At 39.2% G+C, this 20,961-nt stretch carries 20 protein-coding genes; 11 read left to right on the top strand and 9 right to left on the bottom strand.

The annotated features are described in order from the left end of the window. Nucleotides 1-11: 11 nt before the first annotated feature. From BUW93_RS03350 to BUW93_RS03400, 11 genes are all read left to right on the top strand, one after another. On the top strand, nt 12-350 hold the full coding sequence (locus BUW93_RS03350) for a winged helix-turn-helix domain-containing protein (protein WP_081209165.1): 339 nt from the start codon (nt 12-14) through the stop codon (nt 348-350). A 67-nt stretch (nt 351-417) separates the two neighbouring features. After that, nucleotides 418-1,575, top strand: coding sequence for a cysteine desulfurase family protein (locus tag BUW93_RS03355; RefSeq protein WP_232778301.1), 1,158 nt, complete (start codon nt 418-420; stop codon nt 1,573-1,575). Next, nucleotides 1,572-2,726 carry an XdhC family protein gene (locus BUW93_RS03360; protein ID WP_081209167.1) on the top strand — a complete coding sequence of 385 codons (1,155 nt, stop codon included), beginning with the start codon at nt 1,572-1,574 and terminating at the stop codon, nt 2,724-2,726. Before BUW93_RS03355 ends, BUW93_RS03360 begins: the two co-directional genes overlap by 4 nt. Further along, a complete protein-coding gene (locus BUW93_RS03365; protein ID WP_081209169.1) occupies nt 2,723-3,325 on the top strand; it encodes a nucleotidyltransferase family protein in 603 nt (200 codons plus the stop codon). Before BUW93_RS03360 ends, BUW93_RS03365 begins: the two co-directional genes overlap by 4 nt. Further along, nucleotides 3,322-3,558 carry a MoaD/ThiS family protein gene (locus BUW93_RS03370; RefSeq protein ID WP_081209171.1) on the top strand — a complete coding sequence of 79 codons (237 nt, stop codon included), beginning with the start codon at nt 3,322-3,324 and terminating at the stop codon, nt 3,556-3,558. Before BUW93_RS03365 ends, BUW93_RS03370 begins: the two co-directional genes overlap by 4 nt. Next, the gene (locus BUW93_RS03375; RefSeq protein ID WP_232778302.1) at nt 3,555-4,568 is read left to right on the top strand and encodes a HesA/MoeB/ThiF family protein; all 1,014 of its coding nucleotides are present in this window, start codon (nt 3,555-3,557) and stop codon (nt 4,566-4,568) included. Before BUW93_RS03370 ends, BUW93_RS03375 begins: the two co-directional genes overlap by 4 nt. Next, on the top strand, nt 4,561-5,004 hold the full coding sequence (locus BUW93_RS03380; protein WP_081209175.1) for a molybdenum cofactor biosynthesis protein MoaE: 444 nt from the start codon (nt 4,561-4,563) through the stop codon (nt 5,002-5,004). Before BUW93_RS03375 ends, BUW93_RS03380 begins: the two co-directional genes overlap by 8 nt. After that, nucleotides 5,005-5,901, top strand: coding sequence for a bifunctional molybdenum cofactor biosynthesis protein MoaC/MoaB (gene moaCB / locus BUW93_RS03385; protein ID WP_081209177.1), 897 nt, complete (start codon nt 5,005-5,007; stop codon nt 5,899-5,901). It begins immediately after the preceding gene. Then, entirely contained in the window at nt 5,894-6,886 is a 993-nt protein-coding gene (gene moaA / locus BUW93_RS03390; RefSeq protein ID WP_081209179.1) for a GTP 3',8-cyclase MoaA, read from the top strand. Before moaCB ends, moaA begins: the two co-directional genes overlap by 8 nt. Continuing rightward, a complete protein-coding gene (locus tag BUW93_RS03395; RefSeq protein WP_081209181.1) occupies nt 6,886-8,052 on the top strand; it encodes a molybdopterin molybdotransferase MoeA in 1,167 nt (388 codons plus the stop codon). Before moaA ends, BUW93_RS03395 begins: the two co-directional genes overlap by 1 nt. 1 nt (nt 8,053) lies before the next feature. After that, complete coding sequence (locus BUW93_RS03400; RefSeq protein WP_081209183.1) at nt 8,054-8,809, top strand: sulfite exporter TauE/SafE family protein; 756 nt, start codon at nt 8,054-8,056, stop codon at nt 8,807-8,809. A 221-nt stretch (nt 8,810-9,030) separates the two neighbouring features. Here BUW93_RS03400 and BUW93_RS03405 read toward each other — a convergent pair whose 3' ends face one another. From BUW93_RS03405 to BUW93_RS03450, 9 genes are all read right to left on the bottom strand, one after another. After that, the gene (locus BUW93_RS03405; protein WP_081209185.1) at nt 9,031-9,432 is read right to left on the bottom strand and encodes a DUF6730 family protein; all 402 of its coding nucleotides are present in this window, start codon (nt 9,430-9,432) and stop codon (nt 9,031-9,033) included. Nucleotides 9,433-9,449: 17 nt separating this feature from the next. Next, nucleotides 9,450-10,316, bottom strand: coding sequence for a relaxase/mobilization nuclease domain-containing protein (locus BUW93_RS03410; RefSeq protein ID WP_081209187.1), 867 nt, complete (start codon nt 10,314-10,316; stop codon nt 9,450-9,452). Continuing rightward, nucleotides 10,313-10,609, bottom strand: a complete 297-nt coding sequence (mbpA, locus tag BUW93_RS03415; protein ID WP_081209189.1) for a mobilization protein MbpA — start codon at nt 10,607-10,609, stop codon at nt 10,313-10,315. The genes BUW93_RS03410 and mbpA overlap by 4 nt, the downstream gene beginning before the upstream one ends. Before the next feature lie 379 nt (nt 10,610-10,988). Beyond that, nucleotides 10,989-11,654 carry a P-loop NTPase family protein gene (locus BUW93_RS03420; RefSeq protein ID WP_081209191.1) on the bottom strand — a complete coding sequence of 222 codons (666 nt, stop codon included), beginning with the start codon at nt 11,652-11,654 and terminating at the stop codon, nt 10,989-10,991. Continuing rightward, entirely contained in the window at nt 11,647-12,450 is an 804-nt protein-coding gene (locus BUW93_RS03425) for a hypothetical protein (protein WP_081209193.1), read from the bottom strand. Before BUW93_RS03425 ends, BUW93_RS03420 begins: the two co-directional genes overlap by 8 nt. Before the next feature lie 3 nt (nt 12,451-12,453). Continuing rightward, nucleotides 12,454-12,684, bottom strand: a complete 231-nt coding sequence (locus tag BUW93_RS03430; protein ID WP_081209200.1) for a helix-turn-helix domain-containing protein — start codon at nt 12,682-12,684, stop codon at nt 12,454-12,456. 1,040 nt (nt 12,685-13,724) lie between these two features. After that, entirely contained in the window at nt 13,725-14,966 is a 1,242-nt protein-coding gene (locus BUW93_RS03440; protein ID WP_081209509.1) for a site-specific integrase, read from the bottom strand. A gap of 448 nt (nt 14,967-15,414) precedes the next feature. Next, nucleotides 15,415-16,590, bottom strand: a complete 1,176-nt coding sequence (locus BUW93_RS03445; RefSeq protein WP_081209510.1) for an efflux RND transporter periplasmic adaptor subunit — start codon at nt 16,588-16,590, stop codon at nt 15,415-15,417. 7 nt (nt 16,591-16,597) lie between these two features. Next, on the bottom strand, nt 16,598-20,938 hold the full coding sequence (locus BUW93_RS03450; RefSeq protein WP_081209204.1) for a CusA/CzcA family heavy metal efflux RND transporter: 4,341 nt from the start codon (nt 20,936-20,938) through the stop codon (nt 16,598-16,600). Between the last annotated feature and the right edge of the window lie 23 nt (nt 20,939-20,961).

Here is a 20,961-nt window from a genome sequence, read left to right on the forward strand (position 1 = left end):
TTAAGCTCTTTATGAAAAAGATTAAATTCAAATATTGGGTAGAGAATGAAGATGAAAAATTCTATGGCCCTGGTCCCAATGAATTGATCAAACGTATTCAAAAAGAAGGATCCCTTTCAAAAGCAGCGGGCCAAATGGATATGTCTTATAAGAAAGCCTGGGATCTGGTTCAAAGATTAAACAAGCATTCTACCGAGCCCTGGGTAATTTTAAAGAAGGGTGGCTCGCACGGCGGCGGAGCGGAAATTACCCCCTATGCTTTAAAGGTTATACGGGAATACGAGAAATTGGAACAGAAGATAAGTGAGCTTCTGGAGCAGGAACAGGATTTACTAAAAACTATTAAGTAACAAGATATGGGGATTTCAGCGGAATTCCCTTAAGTTTAAGAACCGATATATATAGCAATACATATCGATGATGTCACAAAATAAGACCATATACCTCGATTACAACGCAAGCACTCCGGTAGCCCAGGGAGTAGTGGATACTATGCTGCCATATTTCACTGAAAAATTCGGTAATGCCAGAAGTGACCATGTCTTTGGATGGGATAGCCAGGAAGCCGTTGAACATGCCAGGGAGCAAATAAGCGGATTGTTAAACTGCAGATCGACAGCACTAACATTTACTTCAGGGGCTACCGAAGCTGCCAATCTTGCCCTTTTCGGGTTTTGTGAGAAGAATAAGGTAAAAGGTAAGCATATTATTACCTGTGAAACCGAACATAAAGCGGTGCTGGATCCTATACAAGCTTTAGAGAGAAAGGGTTTTGAGGTGACTTATCTTAAGGTGGATCCAGATGGGAATATTGATTTGGAAGATTTGGAAGATGCTATTTCCCCTGAAACAATATTGGTTTGTCTAATGCTGGCAAATAATGAAACCGGACTTATCCATCCTATGGCTGAAATTGAAAATATTGTGCATTCAAAAGGGGCGAAATTAATGAGCGACATAACACAGGCGGTAGGTAAGATACCGGTGGATTTAAAAGAATTGAAATTAGATATGGCCATTTTCTCTTCACATAAGATTTATGGGCCTAAAGGAATCGGTGCGTTGTATGTAAATAAAAGGAATAAAGTAGCAATTGATCCTTATGTTTTTGGGGGCGGCCAGGAAAAAGGATTGCGGCCTGGAACTTTAAATGTTCCCGGAATTGTAGGCTTTGGAAAAGCTGCTGAAATAGCTATTTCGAAAATGGCAGTGGAATCAGAAAGAATGATGAAATTAAAGAATAAACTAGAAGAAGCTCTGGGAAAAATAGATGGAGCTATTATCAATTGTAAGCATTCTAAGCGGCTTCCCAATACCACCAATATTTCTTTTAAAGATATCACCGGAAATATATTGCTAAGAAAATTAAAGCATTTAGCCATTTCACGTGGTTCAGCATGTACTTCCAATCTTGTCAAGCCTTCTCATGTTTTAATGGCTATGGGCTTAAGCGATGAATTGGCTTTATCCTCCATAAGGATTAGCCTGGGAAGGGAAACAAGTGATCAGGATATTGAATTTGCTGTCAATGAGATCGGAAAAGCGGTAAATAGTTTAAAAACTACGTCTGTATGAGAGAACTGGATGTCATAATTTCAAAATATGATTTTCTGCGGGAGAACAGTGTGGAATGCGTTCTGGCTACAGTGGTTCATGTACAGGGTTCCTCGTACAGAAAAGCCGGTGCACGAATGCTGGTTGATGAATATGGAAATATTACCGGGGCAATTAGTGGCGGCTGCCTGGAAGGCGATGCCTTGCGCAAGGCGCTTCACGCCCTGCACAGGCAAAAAAATAAATTGGTAACGTATGACACCAATGATGAAGATGATGCTATTATCGGTGCACAATTGGGATGTAACGGTGTTATTCAGGTATTATTTGAACCTATTGATTATTTGGATGATTTAAACCCGTGCGAACTCTTGAAAAAAGTTACCAAACAAAGTAGTCCTTTGGCAATTGTGGTGCAATTTAACCTGAACAAACAGAAAGAGCAGATCGGAACAAAATTGGTAATTAACAAGGACTTAAAAACTTTTGGACAAAAACCAGAAAAGCAATTATTTAATTATATAGAAGAACAAGCAAGTCTTACACTAAAATATAATCATCCCCATTTTGCTGAATTTCCAAGAGGAGAAGAATCCACCCATATTTTTATTCAAAATTATCAGCCCCCTGTAAAACTGATTATTGTTGGCGCCGGGAATGATGCTCAAATTCTTGCACAACAAGCAGATTTACTGGGTTGGGATGTAATAGTGACCGATGGAAGGCCAACCCACGCAAATAAAGACCGTTTTACCTCCTCCTGCCAGGTGATCGTTTCCAAACCGGAAGAAACCCTACAAAATATTGAAATAGATCATCGCAGCTGCTTTGTGCTGATGAGTCATAATTACAATTATGATTTGGCGGTTTTAAAGTTGCTTTTTAAGGAAAAGCTTATCCCCTACATTGGAATCCTGGGGCCATTAAAAAAATACCAGCGAATGCTCAATGATTTAGAAGAAGAAAATTTTGATTTGATAGATGAAAATTTGAATAAAATATATGCACCGGTGGGATTGGAAATAGGTGCAGAAACCCCTGCAGAAATAGGCCTTTCTATTCTGGCTGAAATTCAAATGGTTTTAACAGGTAAAAGTGCTAAGCCGCTACGAGAGAAAGAGGCGCCCATTCATGACAAAAAGCTTAATCATTTTACAAAGGTTGCGATATGATAGAAAAGACAAAAATTGGAGTTATTGTTTTGGCAGCGGGGGCTTCTAGAAGGCTTGGTTTTCCAAAACAACTGGTGGAATTTAAAGGCAAACCTTTACTACAGCATAGTATGGATGTAGCGGAATTACTTGAATTCGATTGCAGGATGTTAATGTTGGGGTCAAATGCAGAAAAGATTAAAAAGGGACTGGACATTGGGAACTTTACCATTATCATTAATGAAGAATGGGGACTAGGTATGGGCACGAGTATAAGCAAAGGCGTTGCCTCTGCCCTAAACGCTAAAAGTGATCTTGAACATATTTTAATATTACTTTCAGATCAGCCTTTTGTTACCAAAGAAAAAATTCAGGAATTAATTCGGGTGCAGATAGAAAATAAAAAGCCTGCAACTTTTTCCGAATATGACGGGGAGGTCGGGGTGCCTGCAATTTTTTCAAAGGAAACTTTTTCGGATTTAATGATGCTAAAAAAAGACCAGGGCGCTAAAAAACTAATATTAGACGAGAAAATAAGCTTTGAAACCCTAAAATTTGAAGGAGGAAATTTTGACGTGGATACCGCTGAAGATGTGGAACAATTAAAACAGATGGAATGAAGATAAATATTAAATATTTCGGAATGATTGCCGAAACCGCGGGCAAAAATGAAGAAATCCTGGAAGTGGACGAGGGGATTTTTGCCAGGGAGTTGAAAGCCCGGCAAATAAAAACTTACCAGATTGCTGATCCGGAATCTGTACAACTTGCGGTGAACCAAAATTTAAATACTGAAGTTGAACTAAAAGAAGGCGATGAGGTTGCATTTTTACCGCCCTTCGCAGGAGGATGATGAGATACGATAGACAAATAAAGTTGGATGAGGTTGGTTTTTCTGGCCAGGAGAAACTAAAGAATTCGAGCGTTTTAATTGTAGGGGTTGGTGGACTGGGCTGTCCCGCAGCCCAATACCTTGTGGGAGCGGGAGTGGGACGAATTGGTCTTATGGATCACGACCGGGTTTCGCTTTCCAATCTTCACAGACAGGTATTGTTTGATGAAAGCGATGTTGGTAAATCCAAAGCTGTTGTGGGCAAAGAAAAACTTCAAACACTTAATTCCGAAGTTGAAATTGAAGATTACCAGGAAGCCTTGACTATTGATAATGCAGAAACACTTTTTCAGCAATATGATATTATTATGGACGGGACCGATAATTTTGAAACGAAATACCTGATCAATGATGCCTGTATTTTAACGGAAAAACCCTGGATCTACGCTTCAATTTATAAGCATGAGGGGCAACTTTCAGTTTTTAATTATAAAAACGGGCCTTCCTATCGCTGTCTTTTTCCAAAAACTACACAGCAAAATATAAGCTGTGAAGCTACGGGCGTTCTGGGAGTTACCCCCGGAATCCTGGGAATGCTCCAGGCTACCGAGGTTCTTAAAATCATTCTTGAAACCGGTAATGTGCTTTCTGGAAAATTAAAACTGATAAATATCCTTTCAGGAACCGGGGAGGTAATGAATATTCAGCAACGACCGGAGGAGATCGAAAAGATCAGAAACAACGGGATTATCCCGGTGAAAATAGAATGTGAACTTAAGGATAAATCAAAAACCTTCCTTGATATTCGTGAGGTTTTTGAACAACCAAAAGTAGCTTCAGAAAATGTAATTCAAATCCCACTGAGCAAGCTTGATGAGCGTATTTGGGAAATTCCGAAGGAAGAAGAAGTGCTGGTTTTTTGCAAGGAGGGTAAGCGCAGTAAAAAGCTTGTGGATTTACTAAAAGCTGAATACGGCTTTGAAAATTTAAAAAATGTTGAAGGAGGTATAAAAACTATAATTGATGGATAAGAAAAAACCGAAAAAAGTATTTATGCAGGGCGCGATTCCGCCGGAAAAGATTGCCAAATCGATCGCAAATCACCAGTCAAAGACCAATATCGGGGCGCACAGCATTTTCCTGGGACAGGTTCGTGCCGATGAAATTGATTGTAAAACCGTGAGCGCGATAGATTATTCGGCTTATGAGGAAATGGCCGAGCAGGTATTTCACGAAATAAGGGAGGATGCCTTTTCAAAATTCGATATTACCTGCGCCCATATTTACCATAGCCTTGGCGAAGTGAAAACTGGCGAATTATGCCTGTTTGTATTTACTTCCTCAGCACATAGAAAAATTGCTATAGAAGCCTGTAATTATTTTGTCGAAGAAATAAAGGCAAAAGTGCCAATTTTCGGAAAAGAGATTTTCGAAGATCAAACTCATCAATGGAAAGTGAATAAATAAATGGTTGATATTACCCATAAAATAACAACGCTTAGGGAAGCTACTGCAATTGCTGTGGTTAAAACTTCCAGTCAAGAAACGATAAAAAGGCTTCGGGAAAATTCCGTGCCCAAGGGCAATGTTTTTGAAATGGCGAAAGCCGCAGGTTTACTGGGGGTGAAAAAGACTCCTGATTTATTACCCGATTGCCATCCCTTACCCATCGAATATACCGGGATTGATTATGAAATTAACGGCCTGGAGATTCAAATTTCAGTGACAGTAAAAACGATCTATAAAACCGGGGTGGAAGTGGAAGCTATGCACGGGGCAAGTATCGTGGCCCTTACAATCTACGATATGCTGAAACCAATTGATAAGCAGGTAGAGATTGGAACCATAAAGCTTCAGCAGAAAAAAGGTGGAAAATCTTCATTTAAAGTGAATTCCGAAGGACTTACGGCTATAGTGGTGGTTTGTTCGGATACCATTTCAGCCGGAAAAGGAGAAGATAAAGCCGGAAAGGCCATTGTTGCAAAATTAAAAGATTTGGGGATAACTTCTGAGATTCTCATTATTCCTGATGAAGCCCAGCAGATTACATCGGCTTTACTTAAGGCAAATTCAGACCTGGTAATATTTACAGGAGGTACCGGAGTAGGGCCGCGCGATGTGAGCCCGGACACCATATCGCCGCTATTGGATATCAGGCTAAAAGGCGTAGAAGAGCAAATGAGAAATTACGGGCAACAGCGAATGCCGTATGCGATGCTGTCCAGATCGGTGGCAGGAATAAAAGATGGCAAACTGGTTCTGGCCCTGCCTGGGTCAACCAAAGGAGCGAAAGAGTGCATAGATGCGATATTTCCGCACGTGTTGCACGTTTATAAAGTGATAGAAGGAAAAAGACATGACTGAAGCGAAAAAACAAATAGTAGACAATTTTGGAAGACCACATACTTACCTTAGAATTTCACTCACCGACAGGTGTAATTTAAGGTGTTTCTACTGTATGCCTGAGGATGGGGTTGAACTTATCGAGAAACCGAATATTATGAGCCTGGAAGAAATTATTGAGTTATCCAGGACATTTCGGGATCTCGGGGTAGATACCATCCGGCTTACCGGCGGGGAACCATTGGTAAGAAAGAATTTTGGTTACCTCGTTGAGGAACTGGCAAAACTTGGGGTCACCTTAAAAATCACTACCAATGGGATTACTTTGGATAAATACCTGGAGTTGTTTCAAAAGATCGGGCTTCGAAAAATCAATTTAAGCCTGGATACCCTGGATAAGGCCAAATCTGTATTTATCACCAAGCGCGACTATTTTGAACGTGTAATGAGAAACCTGGAAAAATCCCTGGAGATGGATATGGAGGTTAAACTCAACATTGTTTTAATCAAAGGGGTAAACGACAACGAGATTAATGATTTTATTGCGTTTACCAAACATAAGAACCTGACCGTTAAGTTTATTGAATTTATGCCTTTTAAGGGCAATAAATGGGACTGGAGCAAAGGGGTTGGAAAACAGGAAATCCTCGATACCATTTCTGAGCAGTTTGGAACTATTCAGGAACTAAAGAATCCGCGGCATAGTACCTCTTCTAATTTTAAAGTGGATGGACACACCGGAAGTTTTGCCATTGTAAGTACTATTACCAGTCCTTTCTGCGAAGATTGTAACAGGATTCGGGTGACCGCCGATGGAAAAATGATGAATTGCCTTTTTGCCAGTTCTGATACCGATTTGCTGACACCAATGCGAAACGGGGAACCAATGAATGATATAATAATGAACGCCATAAAAACCAAGAAATATTCCCGGGATGGGATGGATGTAAAGATGGACGCCGATCATTATGAGAAAAACAGGTCGATGATTTCAATAGGAGGCTAATGTTACAAATAGAAGAAGCTTTAAAAATTATTCGGAATCAACAAGTTCAGGTTAAAACTGAAACAAGGGAGTTGAGCGATTGCCTGGGGTTTTCACTTTTTAATGAAATCTCAGCCCCTTTCGATATGCCTGCCTTTGACAATTCGGCTATGGATGGTTATGCCCTCTGTGGGATCTCAAAAGAATATAAAATTATAGGGGAAATTGCAGCAGGGGATGAAAGCCAATTCAGGTTAAGTGAAGGGGAAGCGGTACGGATTTTTACCGGGGCAAAAGTTCCCGAAAATACCAGTGCGGTGATGATGCAGGAGAAAACAAAAGTTTCCGGCAATAAACTTTTTATTGAACAGCCTCTAAAGCACGGGCAGAGCATCAGGAAAAAAGGGGAGGAACTGAAAAAGGGTGAGATTGTTTTTCAAAAAGGATACACGATCACCCCGGCAGGAATTGGGATGATAGGCAGTTTGGGAATTGATAAGGTTGAAGTGTTTAAAAAACCAATCATTCATTTGATTACAACCGGAAACGAACTGGTTAAACCCGGAACGCTAAAAAAAGGAGGACAAATTTTTGAATCCAATAGTTATGCATTGGATTCAGCCTGTGAAGATTTTGGCTTTAGTTGTAAGGAGAAAAAGCAAATTCAGGATGATTTTAAAGCTATTAAAAACGGCATAAAAGATTCCCTTAATACTGCTGATATTTTGATTCTTTCCGGTGGCATATCGGTGGGGGATTATGATTTTGTAAAACAGGCATTGGAAGAGAACGGGGTGCAGGAACATTTCTATAAAGTCTTTCAGAAACCGGGTAAACCTCTTTACTTTGGAAGAAAAGAGAATAAATTTGTATTTGCTCTACCGGGCAATCCCGCTTCTTCATTAAGCTGTTTTTATATTTATGTATTGCCATTACTTTATAAGTTGAGCGGATCTGTAAAAAAGGGGTTAGATCGCTTGAATCTTCCTATTGCGAAAGATTATGATAACAAATCTGACCGGCCCTCCTTCTTAAAGGCAAATATTCAGAATGGATTTGTTGAAATATTAGACGGGCAGGGATCTTCTATGATAAAATCTATGGCACTTGGAAATGCTTTGGTTTTTATGGACGCCACTATTTCAGTTAAAAAGGGAGAGGGTGTAGATTGTTATTTAATTTCCTGATATGCCTTTAGAATACCTCCCTTTTGTTTTCTTTTTTATCGCATTATTTTATAGTTCGGTTGGTTTTGGTGGTGGCTCCAGTTACCTGGCAATCCTTAGTCTTGTATTAACCGACTTTTATGAAATACGGTCTACCGCATTAATACTGAATATATTTGTGGTAACTATCGGTACCCTGGTTTTTATTAAAAACAGTGTGCTTAAATTAAAATTAATATGGCCATTTTTTGTGCTGAGTATTCCATTGGCCTACCTGGGGGCGGTAATTAAATTATCGCAAACTACATTTTTTCTAATCCTTGGAGGCGCATTGGTGATGGCAGGTTTTTTTATGATTTTAAAATTTCTGCAAAATAAAATACAGACTCAAGAATTTTCCAATCCTAAAAAAATTATTCTTGGCGGAAGTATAGGCCTACTTTCAGGAATATCCGGGATAGGAGGAGGAATTTTCTTATCTCCAGTTTTAAACCTTTTGAACTGGGCGAATCCCCGCATCATTGCATCGGTAGCTTCTGTTTTTATTCTGGTTAATTCCTTAGCCGGACTTATTGGACTAAATATGGCCGGGACTTTTCAAGTAAATTATAGCCTCATATTTAAATTGATTATTGCTGTAATCTTGGGTGGAAGCCTGGGGTCTTATCTTTCTAATAAAAGATTTAACCTAAAATTTCTAGGGATATTTACTGCTTTTCTTGTAATCTATGTAGGGTTGCGCCTCGTTCTATTTCATGGTTTTGCAATAAAGATTTAGACTTTATAGCACTAAATTATTTGCCTTGGAATTATAATTTTTCGTTAAAAATAATAACCATATTTGCTCATAATAAAATTTTTTAGGGAGGGTTAGAAGACGTTTTAATAAATTCCAGCCCCAAATCTACCATAACTTACCTGCGCCGGATCCTATGCTGTTTTTATAGCGTACGGGAAGTTAAGTGTAAAGTAAAAACAGCATAGGGCGCACCTACTGCTTCATTTTGAAGTATTATTTCCTTTCTGAACTGGAATTTCTTTTCTTAGCTGGCTATTTAATTTCTGGGTCTCATTTTGGCTTCCAATCACCTTATAGGTGAGATAACTAAATGATATCAGTAGGACCAATAAAATACTGAGAAGTAATCCTGCCAGGCTCTTAGGAAGGATATATGCCCTTTCCAATTTTGAAAGTATTAATTCCAGATTTCCAGTTCTCGCATTTTCCTTTTGCTGCTGGACCTCAAGAAAGGAATTCAAATGTTTTTCTAAGACCTCCGTACTCAGCGGCACACTGGTTTTGTGCAATTTATTAGATAGATCTTCAAGGCGCTCCAGGGATGATTTAAAATCAGCCATCTCATCGGCCATCAGTTCCATAATTTCATCCAGTTTTTTCATCCTTCAAACTTTTATAATCACATTCCTATTCCTGTATCCATTACTTTTTTTAAAGCTCCTTTTATAATGTCTTTGGTTATTTTGGAGGCAAGGTTGCTGCTTAATTGCACCGTTTTGTTTAAAACCAAAAGGTTTCTTGGCGCCTCCTTTAATCTTGTAAAACTCTTGTTTTGTGAGATTACCGCAATTAATTTATTACCACTCATGGAACGGTCGATTTCACTGGCCTTAAGATTTACACCATTATATTCCATACGAAACCCCTGAAGCTTATTGGCTTTATTGATTGTTGGAATCACCTCCACCTTGTAAGTTTTCATCTTATTTATATAATCATCCAGGGACTTTGGTTTTGTTTGCAAAACCCGATCATGAATACGCTTTATTTCCTGCCGAAGGCCTTTTAATTCCTGAAGTTTTCCTTGCTGTACTTCCTTAACCCGGGTAAAACCTAATTCTTTTGCGACATTCTCTGCGGCTATTTGACTGCGCTTTCCAATAAAACTGTCATTGTAGGCTTTACCATCAAAGCCAATTCTATTGGTATAGATATGAAGGTGGGTATGCGCTTTATCCCGGTGAACAAATCCTATGGACTGATGGTCTTGCAGTTTCATTTCTTTTAAAAACTTTCGGGCGAGTTCTTCCAGGTCTTTATTGTTTAAATTCTTTCCGTCTTCAATCGTTGGGCTTACTATGAAGCTTAAGGTATTCTTGTTACAGCGCTCATTCTGCGACTGGATAATCTTAAACTCCTCGGCTATCTCAGCGGGAGTATCTCCGGACACATATTCTCTCAGTACAATTTCAGCTTCTTTTCCCTGGTTCCAACCATAGGAGATAGAAACTTTTGTTCCGGCAATGGCGTGTCCTTTCCCAATCATTTTTTAAAGTTTTTTAAATGTTCTCTTATTTCATTGGCCAGACTTTTTACGGTTATGGCCAGCTTTGGATCCCGCTTTTTAAACATATTTCCAATTCGGGAAAAATTGTTTTTATACTGAACCAACATCTGGTATATTTCCAGTTGTTCAGGAGTAATTCGTTCTACAATATTCCTTTGAAAGGCCGCACCTCGGATATATTCTGATAGGGAAATTCCTGCTCTGGCCGCTCTTCTTTTAAGCAGCTTTTTCTCGTAGATCGAGCAGCGAACCTGGATGTATTCCCTTTTCATATTTTCTTTAAAATCTTTGCAACCATCGGGCGCAAAGCAAGATTGTCATTACAATGACACATCTTGCTTTGCTGCTCCTTATTGAAATTTCACGTAACTATTATTATTCTCCCTTTCTTCAGGGAGGTAAGGATTATTTGATCAGCGGTAATTTTACCAACTTCTCGTTTTATTTATTTTTTAGTTAAGGTTGCGGAGGTAAGCCAAAAAAGGTTTAATAAAACAGATACTTTACAATTGCCAGATCAGAAGTTCTAATTTTCCTCCCTCAAGATTTTTTGGCTTACTTCCAAATCCCATTTCCTGGACGAACCTCTTTTTTCTAAGCTGCAGCTTTTGCGCAAGCGTGGGAAATGTGGTGAGGACTTTTTAGTACTAATCATTCTCGCCAACTCTTCCCTTCCCATTTAATGATATTAAACATTTCCGGTAACCGGTCTCCAATATGATTTCCATAGCGGGCAGTAATCGCCGATGGGTTTTCATTGGTAGTCACAAAAGTTTTTAATTTCCTGCGGTGCCTTTCAAAGAGTAATTTTCCAATGATCTCTTCCCGGTTATAGGCCTTATCTTCTTTACCCAAATCATCCAGATACAATTTTCCGTGGTAATAGTTTCCCAGTTTAAAATTGCTGGTTTTATCCCTCTGTGATTCATAATACCTAGTAAGCAAATGAACCGTTGAAATGCGTGGGAACCAAAGCTGGGTGCTTCGGGTATGCTCCAGGATTATTCTTCCAATGTTATGGATAGCATCAAAAAGTGTCGTTTTCCCCACGCCATAATCTCCATAAACCAACAGGCCTTTTTCAAGTGTCGCCTTGTTTTTAATAATCCCAAATTCATTAAAATCGGGCTGCAGTAAAAAATAACGAAAAATGCTAAAGATGATTTGATGGTTTTCATCCGTTATTAGAAACCCAGGATAATGCTTACGAAATAACTTCCAGAAAACATGTTTGCTGATCTGGGCCTGGTTTGGATTGCCTTCCCTTTTTTGGGCATTAAGCTTTGACGAAATGAATGGAGATTCCGAGCTAGTCATAATTTTGAACTTTATGCTGAACTTGGAGGTCCATGGTTTTTATTTTCACCGGCTTTTTCCCCTGGGCGATGAGTGATCCAATTTTTTCCCGGAGTTTACGAGTGCTTAGTATAATTCCTTTCCAGAATTCGTCGGAACCATTCAACAGCTCATAGGCCAGTTGTAGTTGTTCTTGTGAAACCCCATCTTTCTCCATCATCAGCCGAATCGGCTCGAAACACTCCTTAAAACTCGCCTTTTCTGTTTTTTTTGTTGGCGCACCTTTATTTTTTAAGTTTTCTAAAAAAAGTTTTTGAAATTTAAGAGCCCAATCAAGATAGCCCAGGTAGTTTTCTGGAATTTCAGATCTATTCACTTTTAAAAATTCCTTTTTAAAGAAAGTTTTAAGGTTTAATAGGTTTATTTGTTTATGGTTTAATTGTTTATCTATACTAGCAATGCTTTGGACTTGCTTTGTACACTGCCCAGACAAGGCTTTGTCCAATGCTTTGGGTGGTGCTTTGGTATTTTTTACTAAAGCAATGACATTGGCAGTGTACTGGTTCTTGCTTTTCTGAATCCATTCTATAAATTTCCATGCTACAAGGTCCTCAAGGGCCCGAATATAAGTTTTATAGTTCCGGATGCCCAGGGCTTCCATAGCCAGATCGGTTGGAAATCCAAATGTTTCCTTCCATCCCAGTCTATTGCAGCGTTCAATGGCAAAAAAGTAAATAGCGGTATGGATCGGTTTAACTTTGTTAGAATGGTTAAAACTAAAATCGAACCATGCCCTTGAAAATTCATAACCATTCATAGCTTAAGCTTTTTGATTTCCGAGTAGCCATGCATTGAGTTTACTCCTCTCAAAATAGATAAACTTCCCTCTGGGTTTAGAATGGGGAATTAGTTCCTTAGAGGTGAGCTTGTACATATAGCTTCTGGAAATCCCGGAATACAGGCAGGCTTCATCAAAGGTTAATACCTCCTTGGTGGCACCGAGCATTTGTTCAATGCGCAGTAATCGATCTTCTAATTCTAAATTATTCATAGGTTCTATTATTTTACAAAAACAACACTGCAGTTGTCTTCTGGTTATAGAAACAAATGACTAATTAAAATCCTTGTAAATCAATATGGTAACAGGTAATCAAGTGGTAATTACCTATAAGATGGCTTTGAAAATACTGGAGATTTCTTTAAGATAAGAGGATTTGTTATTTCGCCAGTCGGAAATATTCTTGCTGGATAAGTGTTGCTCGGTTCCTGCGGTGTTTTTAAGAATGAAATAATGCTCAACAAACAGAATCATTTGATGATTATCCAGGTTTTCAAAACCGATTAATAAATGGCTTAAAAATTCTAATAATGTTTGTCGGTTTACTTGCTTTGGTCTTTTAGGAGATAGATCTTGCCATTTTAATCGACTCCTCGCTGGCACGGGTTCCATTAAAATTAAAGATTGGAAGCTTTGGTAATCGCCGGTGAGATATTTCCTGGAGAACGCTTTAAAGACAGCATTGGTTTGACCAAGTGTTAGTGGGATAGGCTTCAGGTTTAACTGCTTAATTTTTGCTATTTCAGGATTATTTACGGTATATACTTCCAGAGTATCAGACCTTTTCCTAATTCTCTTTCTGGTGAGAATAAAATAAATTGCTGAAATACAGAACAAAGCGGATAGCAGGTAAATAACAGTAAAACTGAACTTAAACCACAGAGAATAAGGGGTGATCCAGATATAAAAAAGAAGTCCGGTCAATAAGATAAGACAACACGTAAAAAAGATTTGCCCAAGTTGGGAATCTGTTTCCCTAAGCAGGTAGTTATAAAAATCCAGGAGTTTTGCCCTTAACCGAAGAGTAAAAACTGCGAACCGTTCCAAAAACATATTATAAAGCTTGCTATTCTCTACTTAAAGATAACGAAAAGAAAGTATAAGTTTCTTTGATAGATCTTATACTTGAGCCTAATGAGAGTGTTGGATATTTGAGAATATTATTTTTTTTATGTTTTCGAAGAAATCCATAGCCTAATTTAGGGTATTTTGAGCTTCCTTATATGCGAATTAAATGTCAATGTAATTTTGAATCAATTCCCCACGTCACTATTGGAAAATTTTAAAATTTCGTGCAAAGCCTCATCTGAACTTTTATGAATGAAATTCCTTTGGTATCCAATTGTGGTCTGAAGACTACTATGTCGATATAGCTTTTGTAACATTTGAGGAGAAACTTTATCTCCGGCAATATTGCCAAAGGAATGTCTCGCAATGTGATTGGTTATTTTCTTATTAATTCCTGCAAGTTTTGCAATATCCTTTAGATTTGAATTATGTTTTTTTATAGCTCCCTTTATTAAACTATATTTTTCTTTGGTTTCTACATCTCCGACTTTTTTCAATTCGGGAAAAATAAAATCTGAATGCGACTTTTTATCATTCCGGTAAAAATCCAGAATTTCAATTGCTTTTCCTGGTAATTTTAATGAATCAAGTTTGGAATTTTTCTTCATTCTATAAAATAATCGATCCTCTATGATATCGTTCCATCTTAGATGAAGAAGATCGGTGATTCTAATTCCTGCTAAATAGAAGGAGAATAAAAAAATGTTTCTTGAATGCCATAACGAAGAATGCTTCTTTAAACTTACTTGTTCAATTTTTAGAATTTCCTGCTCAGTTAAACCAATTTTTAATGAATCCGGATATTTAATAAGTATTTTATCCCTTCCAAAAGGATAAAAATTTCGGTCAATTATCCCTTTTCTGATTGCACGGTTATATAATAACCTTATAAACACGTAGGAGTTCATAACAGTCCTTTCTGAATTATTCTTTTCATTAATAAGGTAAACTTTAAAACGTTTTAGGAAATTCTCATCAATTTCCTGAAAGAGGATGTCTCGTCCTTTAGTGAAGTCTTTGATGATTTTTGCTTTAGACCGGTCTGAAATAGCTCGATTAAATTTTTTTGATCTTTCCAAATCAGCAATATGTTCATCAGCAAAGTCAAAGAAAGAAATAGTTTTCCTGGATTGCTTTATTTTATCCATAATTTGCTTTGCTGATAACTGCCTCTTATTGCGTTCTGCCTCATAAATAATATCATCTATCTGATCATACTTTTTACGAATTAGACGATTTAAATGTTGATATTTAGGGTGGGACTTTTTTACTTTCTCAGCTTGCTCATCCCAATCGTCTGGATCGAGGTTATAACCTAAATGATAATAGCTGCGTTTCCGAAATGAAGTTACTCTTATGGCAAGCCGGAAAATTTTTTCATTTTCATCAATCTTTTTCGGGTGTAATATTACTTTAATATGAGCCATAATTCTTAGTTTAAGAATACTAAGATAATTATTCTGGGTAACACATAGGTAACACATTTACTGAATTTAAATGATATTATATGTATCTGTAAAATATGTAAATATTCTGATTATCAATCAAATAACATTATTTGTTTTTATTTGATATCCCCTCTAAAGGAACTTAGGATCTAGTGCCGCGAGGTGTGAGAGTTCGAGTCTCTCCGCCCGCACGAAAAGCTTCTCAGCAATGAGGAGCTTTTTTTATTTCTGGTAATTCAAAAAAAACACTCATAGTGGGGAGAGGAGAAGTTATTCCCAATTTGAATACGAAGGGCCCGCACAGAAAAAAAGCCGACTTTAAAGAGTCGGCTTTTTTGTTTGAGTAACACATTAAGGGTAATCATGGCCGTTGGTCCTACTGCATTCGGAACAAAAATGATTTGATGTTATTCATATCTGGAAAATTTTAATGACTGTGCCCACCGTCTCCTTTGTTCATCTCTCCTATTAAATAATAAGCATTATTGTAGGCAAACCTGGTATCTTCAGGTAGATTTTCTAAAAGCTTAATTTCAATCCATCCATTTTCTAGCGTGCCGGGAATTACTTCCACGGGTTTAAAGCTCCAGGCATCCCCTTCCTCTTCAACTGAGAACACGTAGAATTGATCTCCATCTTTTGCAAGTGCAGCTTCTGGAAGAGCGATGCTACGCTTATCGTCAACTGCAATTTTTCCGCGGACGTACATTCCCGGAACTAAGTTTCCGGGGCGATTTTTAATTTCCGCATGTACGTGCAAAGCTTTGGGATCCTGTTCAAAATTCTGGCTGATGGAAATAATTTTTGCCGTTAGCTCCGTTCCGGGTAAAGATTCTACTGAAAATTTAACCGCCTGACCCTTTTCTACTTTAGCCACATCTTTTTCAAACACCAACAGGTCTACATGCACATGTTCTGTATTAATAATCTCAAACATATTGGTTTGCGCCTGTACGAATTGACCGGTTTTTATATTGACTGCCTGTACCGCCCCTTCAATGGGGCTTAAGATTGGAATTTGCCGTTGTATGTTGCCGTTTTTGATCTTTGCAGGCTTAATGTTCAGCTGCCTTAGTTGAGCTTCCAAACCAGAAACCTGCCCTTTAAGGCTTTGAAATTCTGCTTCTGCTCTTTGAAAAGTTTCCCCTGAGCCAACACCGGCCTCATACAATTTTTGCTGTCTCTGGAATTCTTTCCCCTGAAAGTTCATTTGGTTTACCGCATTAATAAAATCGGTCTGGATCTTTATAATATCTGGATGTTCTATAGAAGCCAAAACACTTCCTTCTTTTACCCGCTCTCCTTCAATTACCCTAATGTTTGCTACGTTTCCACCAATTACCGGGGTGATCGTGGCTTCGTTTTGGGGTGGTACTTCCAGCTCACCGTTAGCCTCTACAAAGCCTGTCATTAATCTGCTGCTTAGGGTATCTATCTTTATATCCAGAGCGTTGTACTGCTGTTGCGATAGCATCACTTCTTTTTCCGGCTTAGCGGTATTGGTTTCTATAGTTTCCTGCCCGGTTTCTGCGGGTTTCTTGTCCTCGCCACAAGAAGCAAATAGGAGTAGGATGAATAGCAATGATATATTTATTAGTTTCATGATATCTTTATTTGTTTTTAAGGTAAAATTGTACTTCTGCAATTGAGAGTTGGTAGTTTTCATAGGCTTCCAGGGCTTTTAGTTCAGATTGGACGGCATTGTCTAAATTTTGGATAAAAGCTACATATTCAATAGCTCCTTCGTTAAAAGCTAACAGAGATCCTTGCCGCTGTTCCTCAACCAGGGCTAGTACTTCATCCCGATAAAACTCCCAGGAAATTTTCCATTTTTTGTAATTCTCCATCATTACTGAAAATTCCGTTTGTACCTTCTCTTTTGCAAATGCTGCCGACTCCTCTGCAATTTTCTTCTCGATTCTGGCCGCTTTTACCTCGGCACGTTCTGAACCGGAAAGAAGGGGAATGCTTATTCCTGCCTGGTAGTTGTAAAATCCACTGGCGCCATCGATTTTCTGAAGCCCGTACTGCAAATTAAATTCCGGTAGGAAATCTGCTTTTTCTACGGAAATTCGTGCATTGGCAACGGCGACTTTCTGCTGGGCCATTTGAATTAAAGGATGTTCAGGCGGAATCTGGAGTTCTTCTGCAGGAAAAAAACCTGCTTCAAACTCATCAGGAACGCCGTAATTAGCATCATCTCCAAGCCATAAATTAAGTTTCTGAAGAGCAGTGATATAATCCCTTTGAGCCTGTTGTTTTTCAATTTCTATCTCACTAATCCTATTTTGCGTGCTAAGTTTTTCCAGGCGCGAAATAGCTTCTACTTCATATCGAAGTTCCACCGCTTTTTCCCATCTTGTGTAGAGCGAATCAAGGCGTTGAAATAGTTGATATTTTTGTTTGGCTGAAAAGGCCGCTATCCAGGCTTTTTTCACTTCACGGCTCACTTGTAATTGGGAAAGCTCATAAGATTCTGCAGCCCGGCTAATTCGCTCTCTGGCTAATTTTTTCTTCGGAAGAATGCCAAAGACATCGATATTCTGTTGTTGAAACCCGGCAGTGGTATAAATTCCTCCAGAATCCCCAATTTCCTCACCTCCGGTAAAAATCTGGGTTTGCCCCAGGTCCCAGGCCGAACTCTTAAAAGCCCGCTGCCTGTCTATCTCCCTGTTTTCATTTTTCAAAAGCGGATAATTTTGCAATGCCAATTCCACAGCTTTTTCACGGGAAATTTCAGGATTTAAATTACCTTCTTCCTGGGCTTGTAAAGTGGATGGTGTCGATAGCAACAGTGCCGTAACAGTTACTGCTAAAACCAGCTTCTTATTGTCGTTAAGCTTTGTCTTTCTACTTTCAACCCATCTGTAGAGAATTGGCAGAATGAACAAAGTCAATAGTGTGGAAGTGATTAAACCTCCAATAACGACAGTAGCCAAGGGTCTTTGAACTTCAGCTCCCGAAGAACTGGAAATCGCCATAGGCAGGAAGCCTAAAATATCCGTTAGAGCAGTTAAAAGAATTGGTCTTATTCGTCTTTTGGTACCCAACATTATCCGGTCATTCAAATTCGCGACTCCTTCTTCTTTCAGTTCATTAAAAGCGCTAATGAGCACCAACCCGTTTAATACGGCTACTCCAAACAGCACTATAAATCCTACCCCTGCAGATATACTAAATGGCATATCCCGAAGCCACAGGGAGAAAACACCTCCAATGGCCGCCAGGGGGATGGCGATGTAGATCATTGTTGTTTGTTGAAAAGATTTTAGAGCAAAATAGATAAGAATAAAAATAAGTAGCAGCGCTATTGGCACCACAATTTGTAATCTCTTGCTTGCTCTTTCAAAATTTTCAAATGCTCCGCCGTATCTTATATAATAACCGGGTGGCAAATCGAACTCGGCATCCAGTTTTTCCTGTATATCTTCCACGACAGATTTAACATCCCGGTTCCTAATATTCACCCCAACATAAGTACGCCTGTTGGTATTATCCCGGCTAATCTGCATCGGTCCCGGTTGATAGCTGATGTTCGCTACTTCTTTTAAAGGGATTTGAGCTCCAGATGGTAAAGTGACATATAGATTCCTTATATTTTCTATGCTGGCACGATCTTCCTCCTGAAGTCTTACCACCAGGTCAAAGCGTTTTTCGCCCTGGAATATCACCCCTGCCTGTCCTCCTGCAAAAGCAGATTGAACTAAGGTATTAAGATCCTTAATTTGCAGCCCATATTGGGCGGTCTTATTCCTGTTGTAATTAATGGTGATTTGTGGCAATCCTGCTGTTGCCTCAACTTTCATGTCTGCAACTCCTTCCACAGTTCCAATAATAGCACCCATTTCCTGAGCCTTACTCGCCAAAAGATCGAGATCTTCTCCATATAATTTAACCGCTATATCTTCCCGAACCCCGGTGAGCAACTCGTTAAACCGCATTTCTACAGGCTGGGTGAATTCATAGCTCACTCCGGGAATGATTTCAATGGTTTCCTTAATTTTTGCAATAAGCTCATCCTTTGTCTCTGCTGAAGTCCATTCAGATTTATCTTTAAGAATAATAAAACTGTCGCCAATGTCCATAGGCATAGGATCTGTAGGTACATCAGAAACTCCGAAGCGTGTTACAACCTGCTCGATCTCGGGATACTCTGCCAGTAATAATTTTTCGATTTTGGTAGAAGTCTCTATCCCTTCATCCAGGGAGCTTCCGGGTTGTAAAATGATGTGAAAAGCGATATCTCCTTCGTCCAGCTGCGGAATGAATTCTCCGCCCATCCTGGTAAACATAAAAACCGCCAGGGCAAAGAACCCCACTGCCAGACCAATAATCAATTTTCCCTTTTTTAAGGATTTATTCAGTAGCGGCTCATATTTATTCTGAAGCCAGATAATAACTTTATCTCCAAAAGATCTTTTTGTGTTTTTGGGCTCTTTTAGAAAAAGTGCTGAGATCATGGGCACGTAGGTGAGACAAAGGATCATTGCTCCCAACATTGCGAAAATAAAGGTAAGGGCCATTGGTTTGAACATTTTGCCTTCCACACCTTCCAGGAATAAAATTGGCAGGAACACGATCAGGATGATTAGTTGCCCAAAAAAGGCAGAATTCATCATCTTTTTTGATGATGATGCTGCAATCTCATTTTTTTCAGAATTAGAAAGCTCGTTTCTTTTCTTCATCCGTTGGGTGATCATAAATACCGTGCTTTCAACGATTATTACTGCCCCATCCACTATAATTCCAAAATCAATTGCGCCCAGGCTCATAAGGTTGGCCCATACGTCAAAGGCATTCATAAGGATGAAAGCAAAAAGCAGAGAAAGCGGAATAGTGGATGCAACTATAAGTCCACCGCGCCAGTTTCCAAGTAAAATTACCAGAACGAAAATCACAATCAATCCTCCCTCAAGTAAGTTCGTGGTAACGGTGGAAGTCGTATCACTTATAAGTTCACTCCGGTCAAGAAAAGGTTGAATGGATACCCCTTCCGGAAGGGATTTTTGAATCTGGACGATGCGCTCCTTTACATTATCGATCACCTCGTTAGAATTGGCTCCTTTCAGCATCATCACCATTCCGCCGACAGCCTCGCCCTGTCCATTTTTGGTAAGGGCCCCATATCTCACGGCACTTCCTATTTTAACCTCTGCAACATCCGCAATTTTAATGGGAACTCCGCCGCGATTCGCCACGACAATCTTTTTAAGGTCTTCTACACTGCGCGCCAAACCTTCCCCTCGAATGAAATTGGCCTGGTGATTTTTTTCAATGTAAGCACCCCCGGTATTTTGATTATTATTCTCGAGGGCAGTAAAAATATCGGAAACCGTAAGGCCGATGGCATTCAATTCTTCGGGATCTACAGCAACTTCAAACTGTTTAATTTTTCCTCCCACGCCGTTCACCTCCACGACTCCAGGCACCATTGCCATTTGTCTTCGTACAATCCAGTCCTGAATTGTTCGAAGTTCTGTAGGAGAATATTTATCTTTAAACTCGTCTTCGACTTCAAGGGTATATTGGTAAATCTCTCCCAGACCCGTGGAAATTGGTCCCATTGAGGGTTGACCAAAACCTTCGGGGATTTCCTCTTTTACGGCATCTAACTTTTCAGCTACCAGCTGCCGGGGGAGGTAAGTACCCATATCGTCTTCAAAAACTATGGTGACCACAGAAAGTCCAAATCGGGAAACAGATCTAATTTCAATTACTCCCGGCAAATTACTCATTGCAATTTCCACAGGATAGGTCACAAATTGTTCAATATCTTCGGTTCCGAGGTTAGGAGCCTGGGTGATCACCTGCACCTGGTTATTGGTAATGTCGGGCTGGGCATCTACGGGAACCTGTAACATGCTCCAAATTCCGGTACCGATCAGTACTACGGTAAGCAGCCCAATAATAAATTTATTATTGATCGAAAAATCAATGATTTTGTTAATCATATAAAATGGAATTTAATTCAATT

Origin of the sequence: Salegentibacter sediminis, assembly GCF_002078605.1 — a bacterium.
Classification (GTDB): domain Bacteria; phylum Bacteroidota; class Bacteroidia; order Flavobacteriales; family Flavobacteriaceae; genus Salegentibacter; species Salegentibacter sediminis.

Excerpts from the sequence above, each read along its gene's own strand:
- BUW93_RS03350 (WP_081209165.1), top strand. The coding sequence starts at position 12 with ATGAAAAAGATTAAATTCAAATATTGGGTAGAGAATGAAGATGAAAAA.
- BUW93_RS03355 (WP_232778301.1), top strand. The coding sequence starts at position 418 with ATGATGTCACAAAATAAGACCATATACCTCGATTACAACGCAAGCACT.
- BUW93_RS03360 (WP_081209167.1), top strand. The coding sequence starts at position 1,572 with ATGAGAGAACTGGATGTCATAATTTCAAAATATGATTTTCTGCGGGAG.
- BUW93_RS03365 (WP_081209169.1), top strand. The coding sequence starts at position 2,723 with ATGATAGAAAAGACAAAAATTGGAGTTATTGTTTTGGCAGCGGGGGCT.
- BUW93_RS03370 (WP_081209171.1), top strand. The coding sequence starts at position 3,322 with ATGAAGATAAATATTAAATATTTCGGAATGATTGCCGAAACCGCGGGC.
- BUW93_RS03375 (WP_232778302.1), top strand. The coding sequence starts at position 3,555 with ATGATGAGATACGATAGACAAATAAAGTTGGATGAGGTTGGTTTTTCT.
- BUW93_RS03380 (WP_081209175.1), top strand. The coding sequence starts at position 4,561 with ATGGATAAGAAAAAACCGAAAAAAGTATTTATGCAGGGCGCGATTCCG.
- moaCB (WP_081209177.1), top strand. The coding sequence starts at position 5,005 with ATGGTTGATATTACCCATAAAATAACAACGCTTAGGGAAGCTACTGCA.
- moaA (WP_081209179.1), top strand. The coding sequence starts at position 5,894 with ATGACTGAAGCGAAAAAACAAATAGTAGACAATTTTGGAAGACCACAT.
- BUW93_RS03395 (WP_081209181.1), top strand. The coding sequence starts at position 6,886 with ATGTTACAAATAGAAGAAGCTTTAAAAATTATTCGGAATCAACAAGTT.
- BUW93_RS03400 (WP_081209183.1), top strand. The coding sequence starts at position 8,054 with ATGCCTTTAGAATACCTCCCTTTTGTTTTCTTTTTTATCGCATTATTT.
- BUW93_RS03405 (WP_081209185.1), bottom strand. The coding sequence starts at position 9,432 with ATGAAAAAACTGGATGAAATTATGGAACTGATGGCCGATGAGATGGCT.
- BUW93_RS03410 (WP_081209187.1), bottom strand. The coding sequence starts at position 10,316 with ATGATTGGGAAAGGACACGCCATTGCCGGAACAAAAGTTTCTATCTCC.
- mbpA (WP_081209189.1), bottom strand. The coding sequence starts at position 10,609 with ATGAAAAGGGAATACATCCAGGTTCGCTGCTCGATCTACGAGAAAAAG.
- BUW93_RS03420 (WP_081209191.1), bottom strand. The coding sequence starts at position 11,654 with ATGACTAGCTCGGAATCTCCATTCATTTCGTCAAAGCTTAATGCCCAA.
- BUW93_RS03425 (WP_081209193.1), bottom strand. The coding sequence starts at position 12,450 with ATGAATGGTTATGAATTTTCAAGGGCATGGTTCGATTTTAGTTTTAAC.
- BUW93_RS03430 (WP_081209200.1), bottom strand. The coding sequence starts at position 12,684 with ATGAATAATTTAGAATTAGAAGATCGATTACTGCGCATTGAACAAATG.
- BUW93_RS03440 (WP_081209509.1), bottom strand. The coding sequence starts at position 14,966 with ATGGCTCATATTAAAGTAATATTACACCCGAAAAAGATTGATGAAAAT.
- BUW93_RS03445 (WP_081209510.1), bottom strand. The coding sequence starts at position 16,590 with ATGAAACTAATAAATATATCATTGCTATTCATCCTACTCCTATTTGCT.
- BUW93_RS03450 (WP_081209204.1), bottom strand. The coding sequence starts at position 20,938 with ATGATTAACAAAATCATTGATTTTTCGATCAATAATAAATTTATTATT.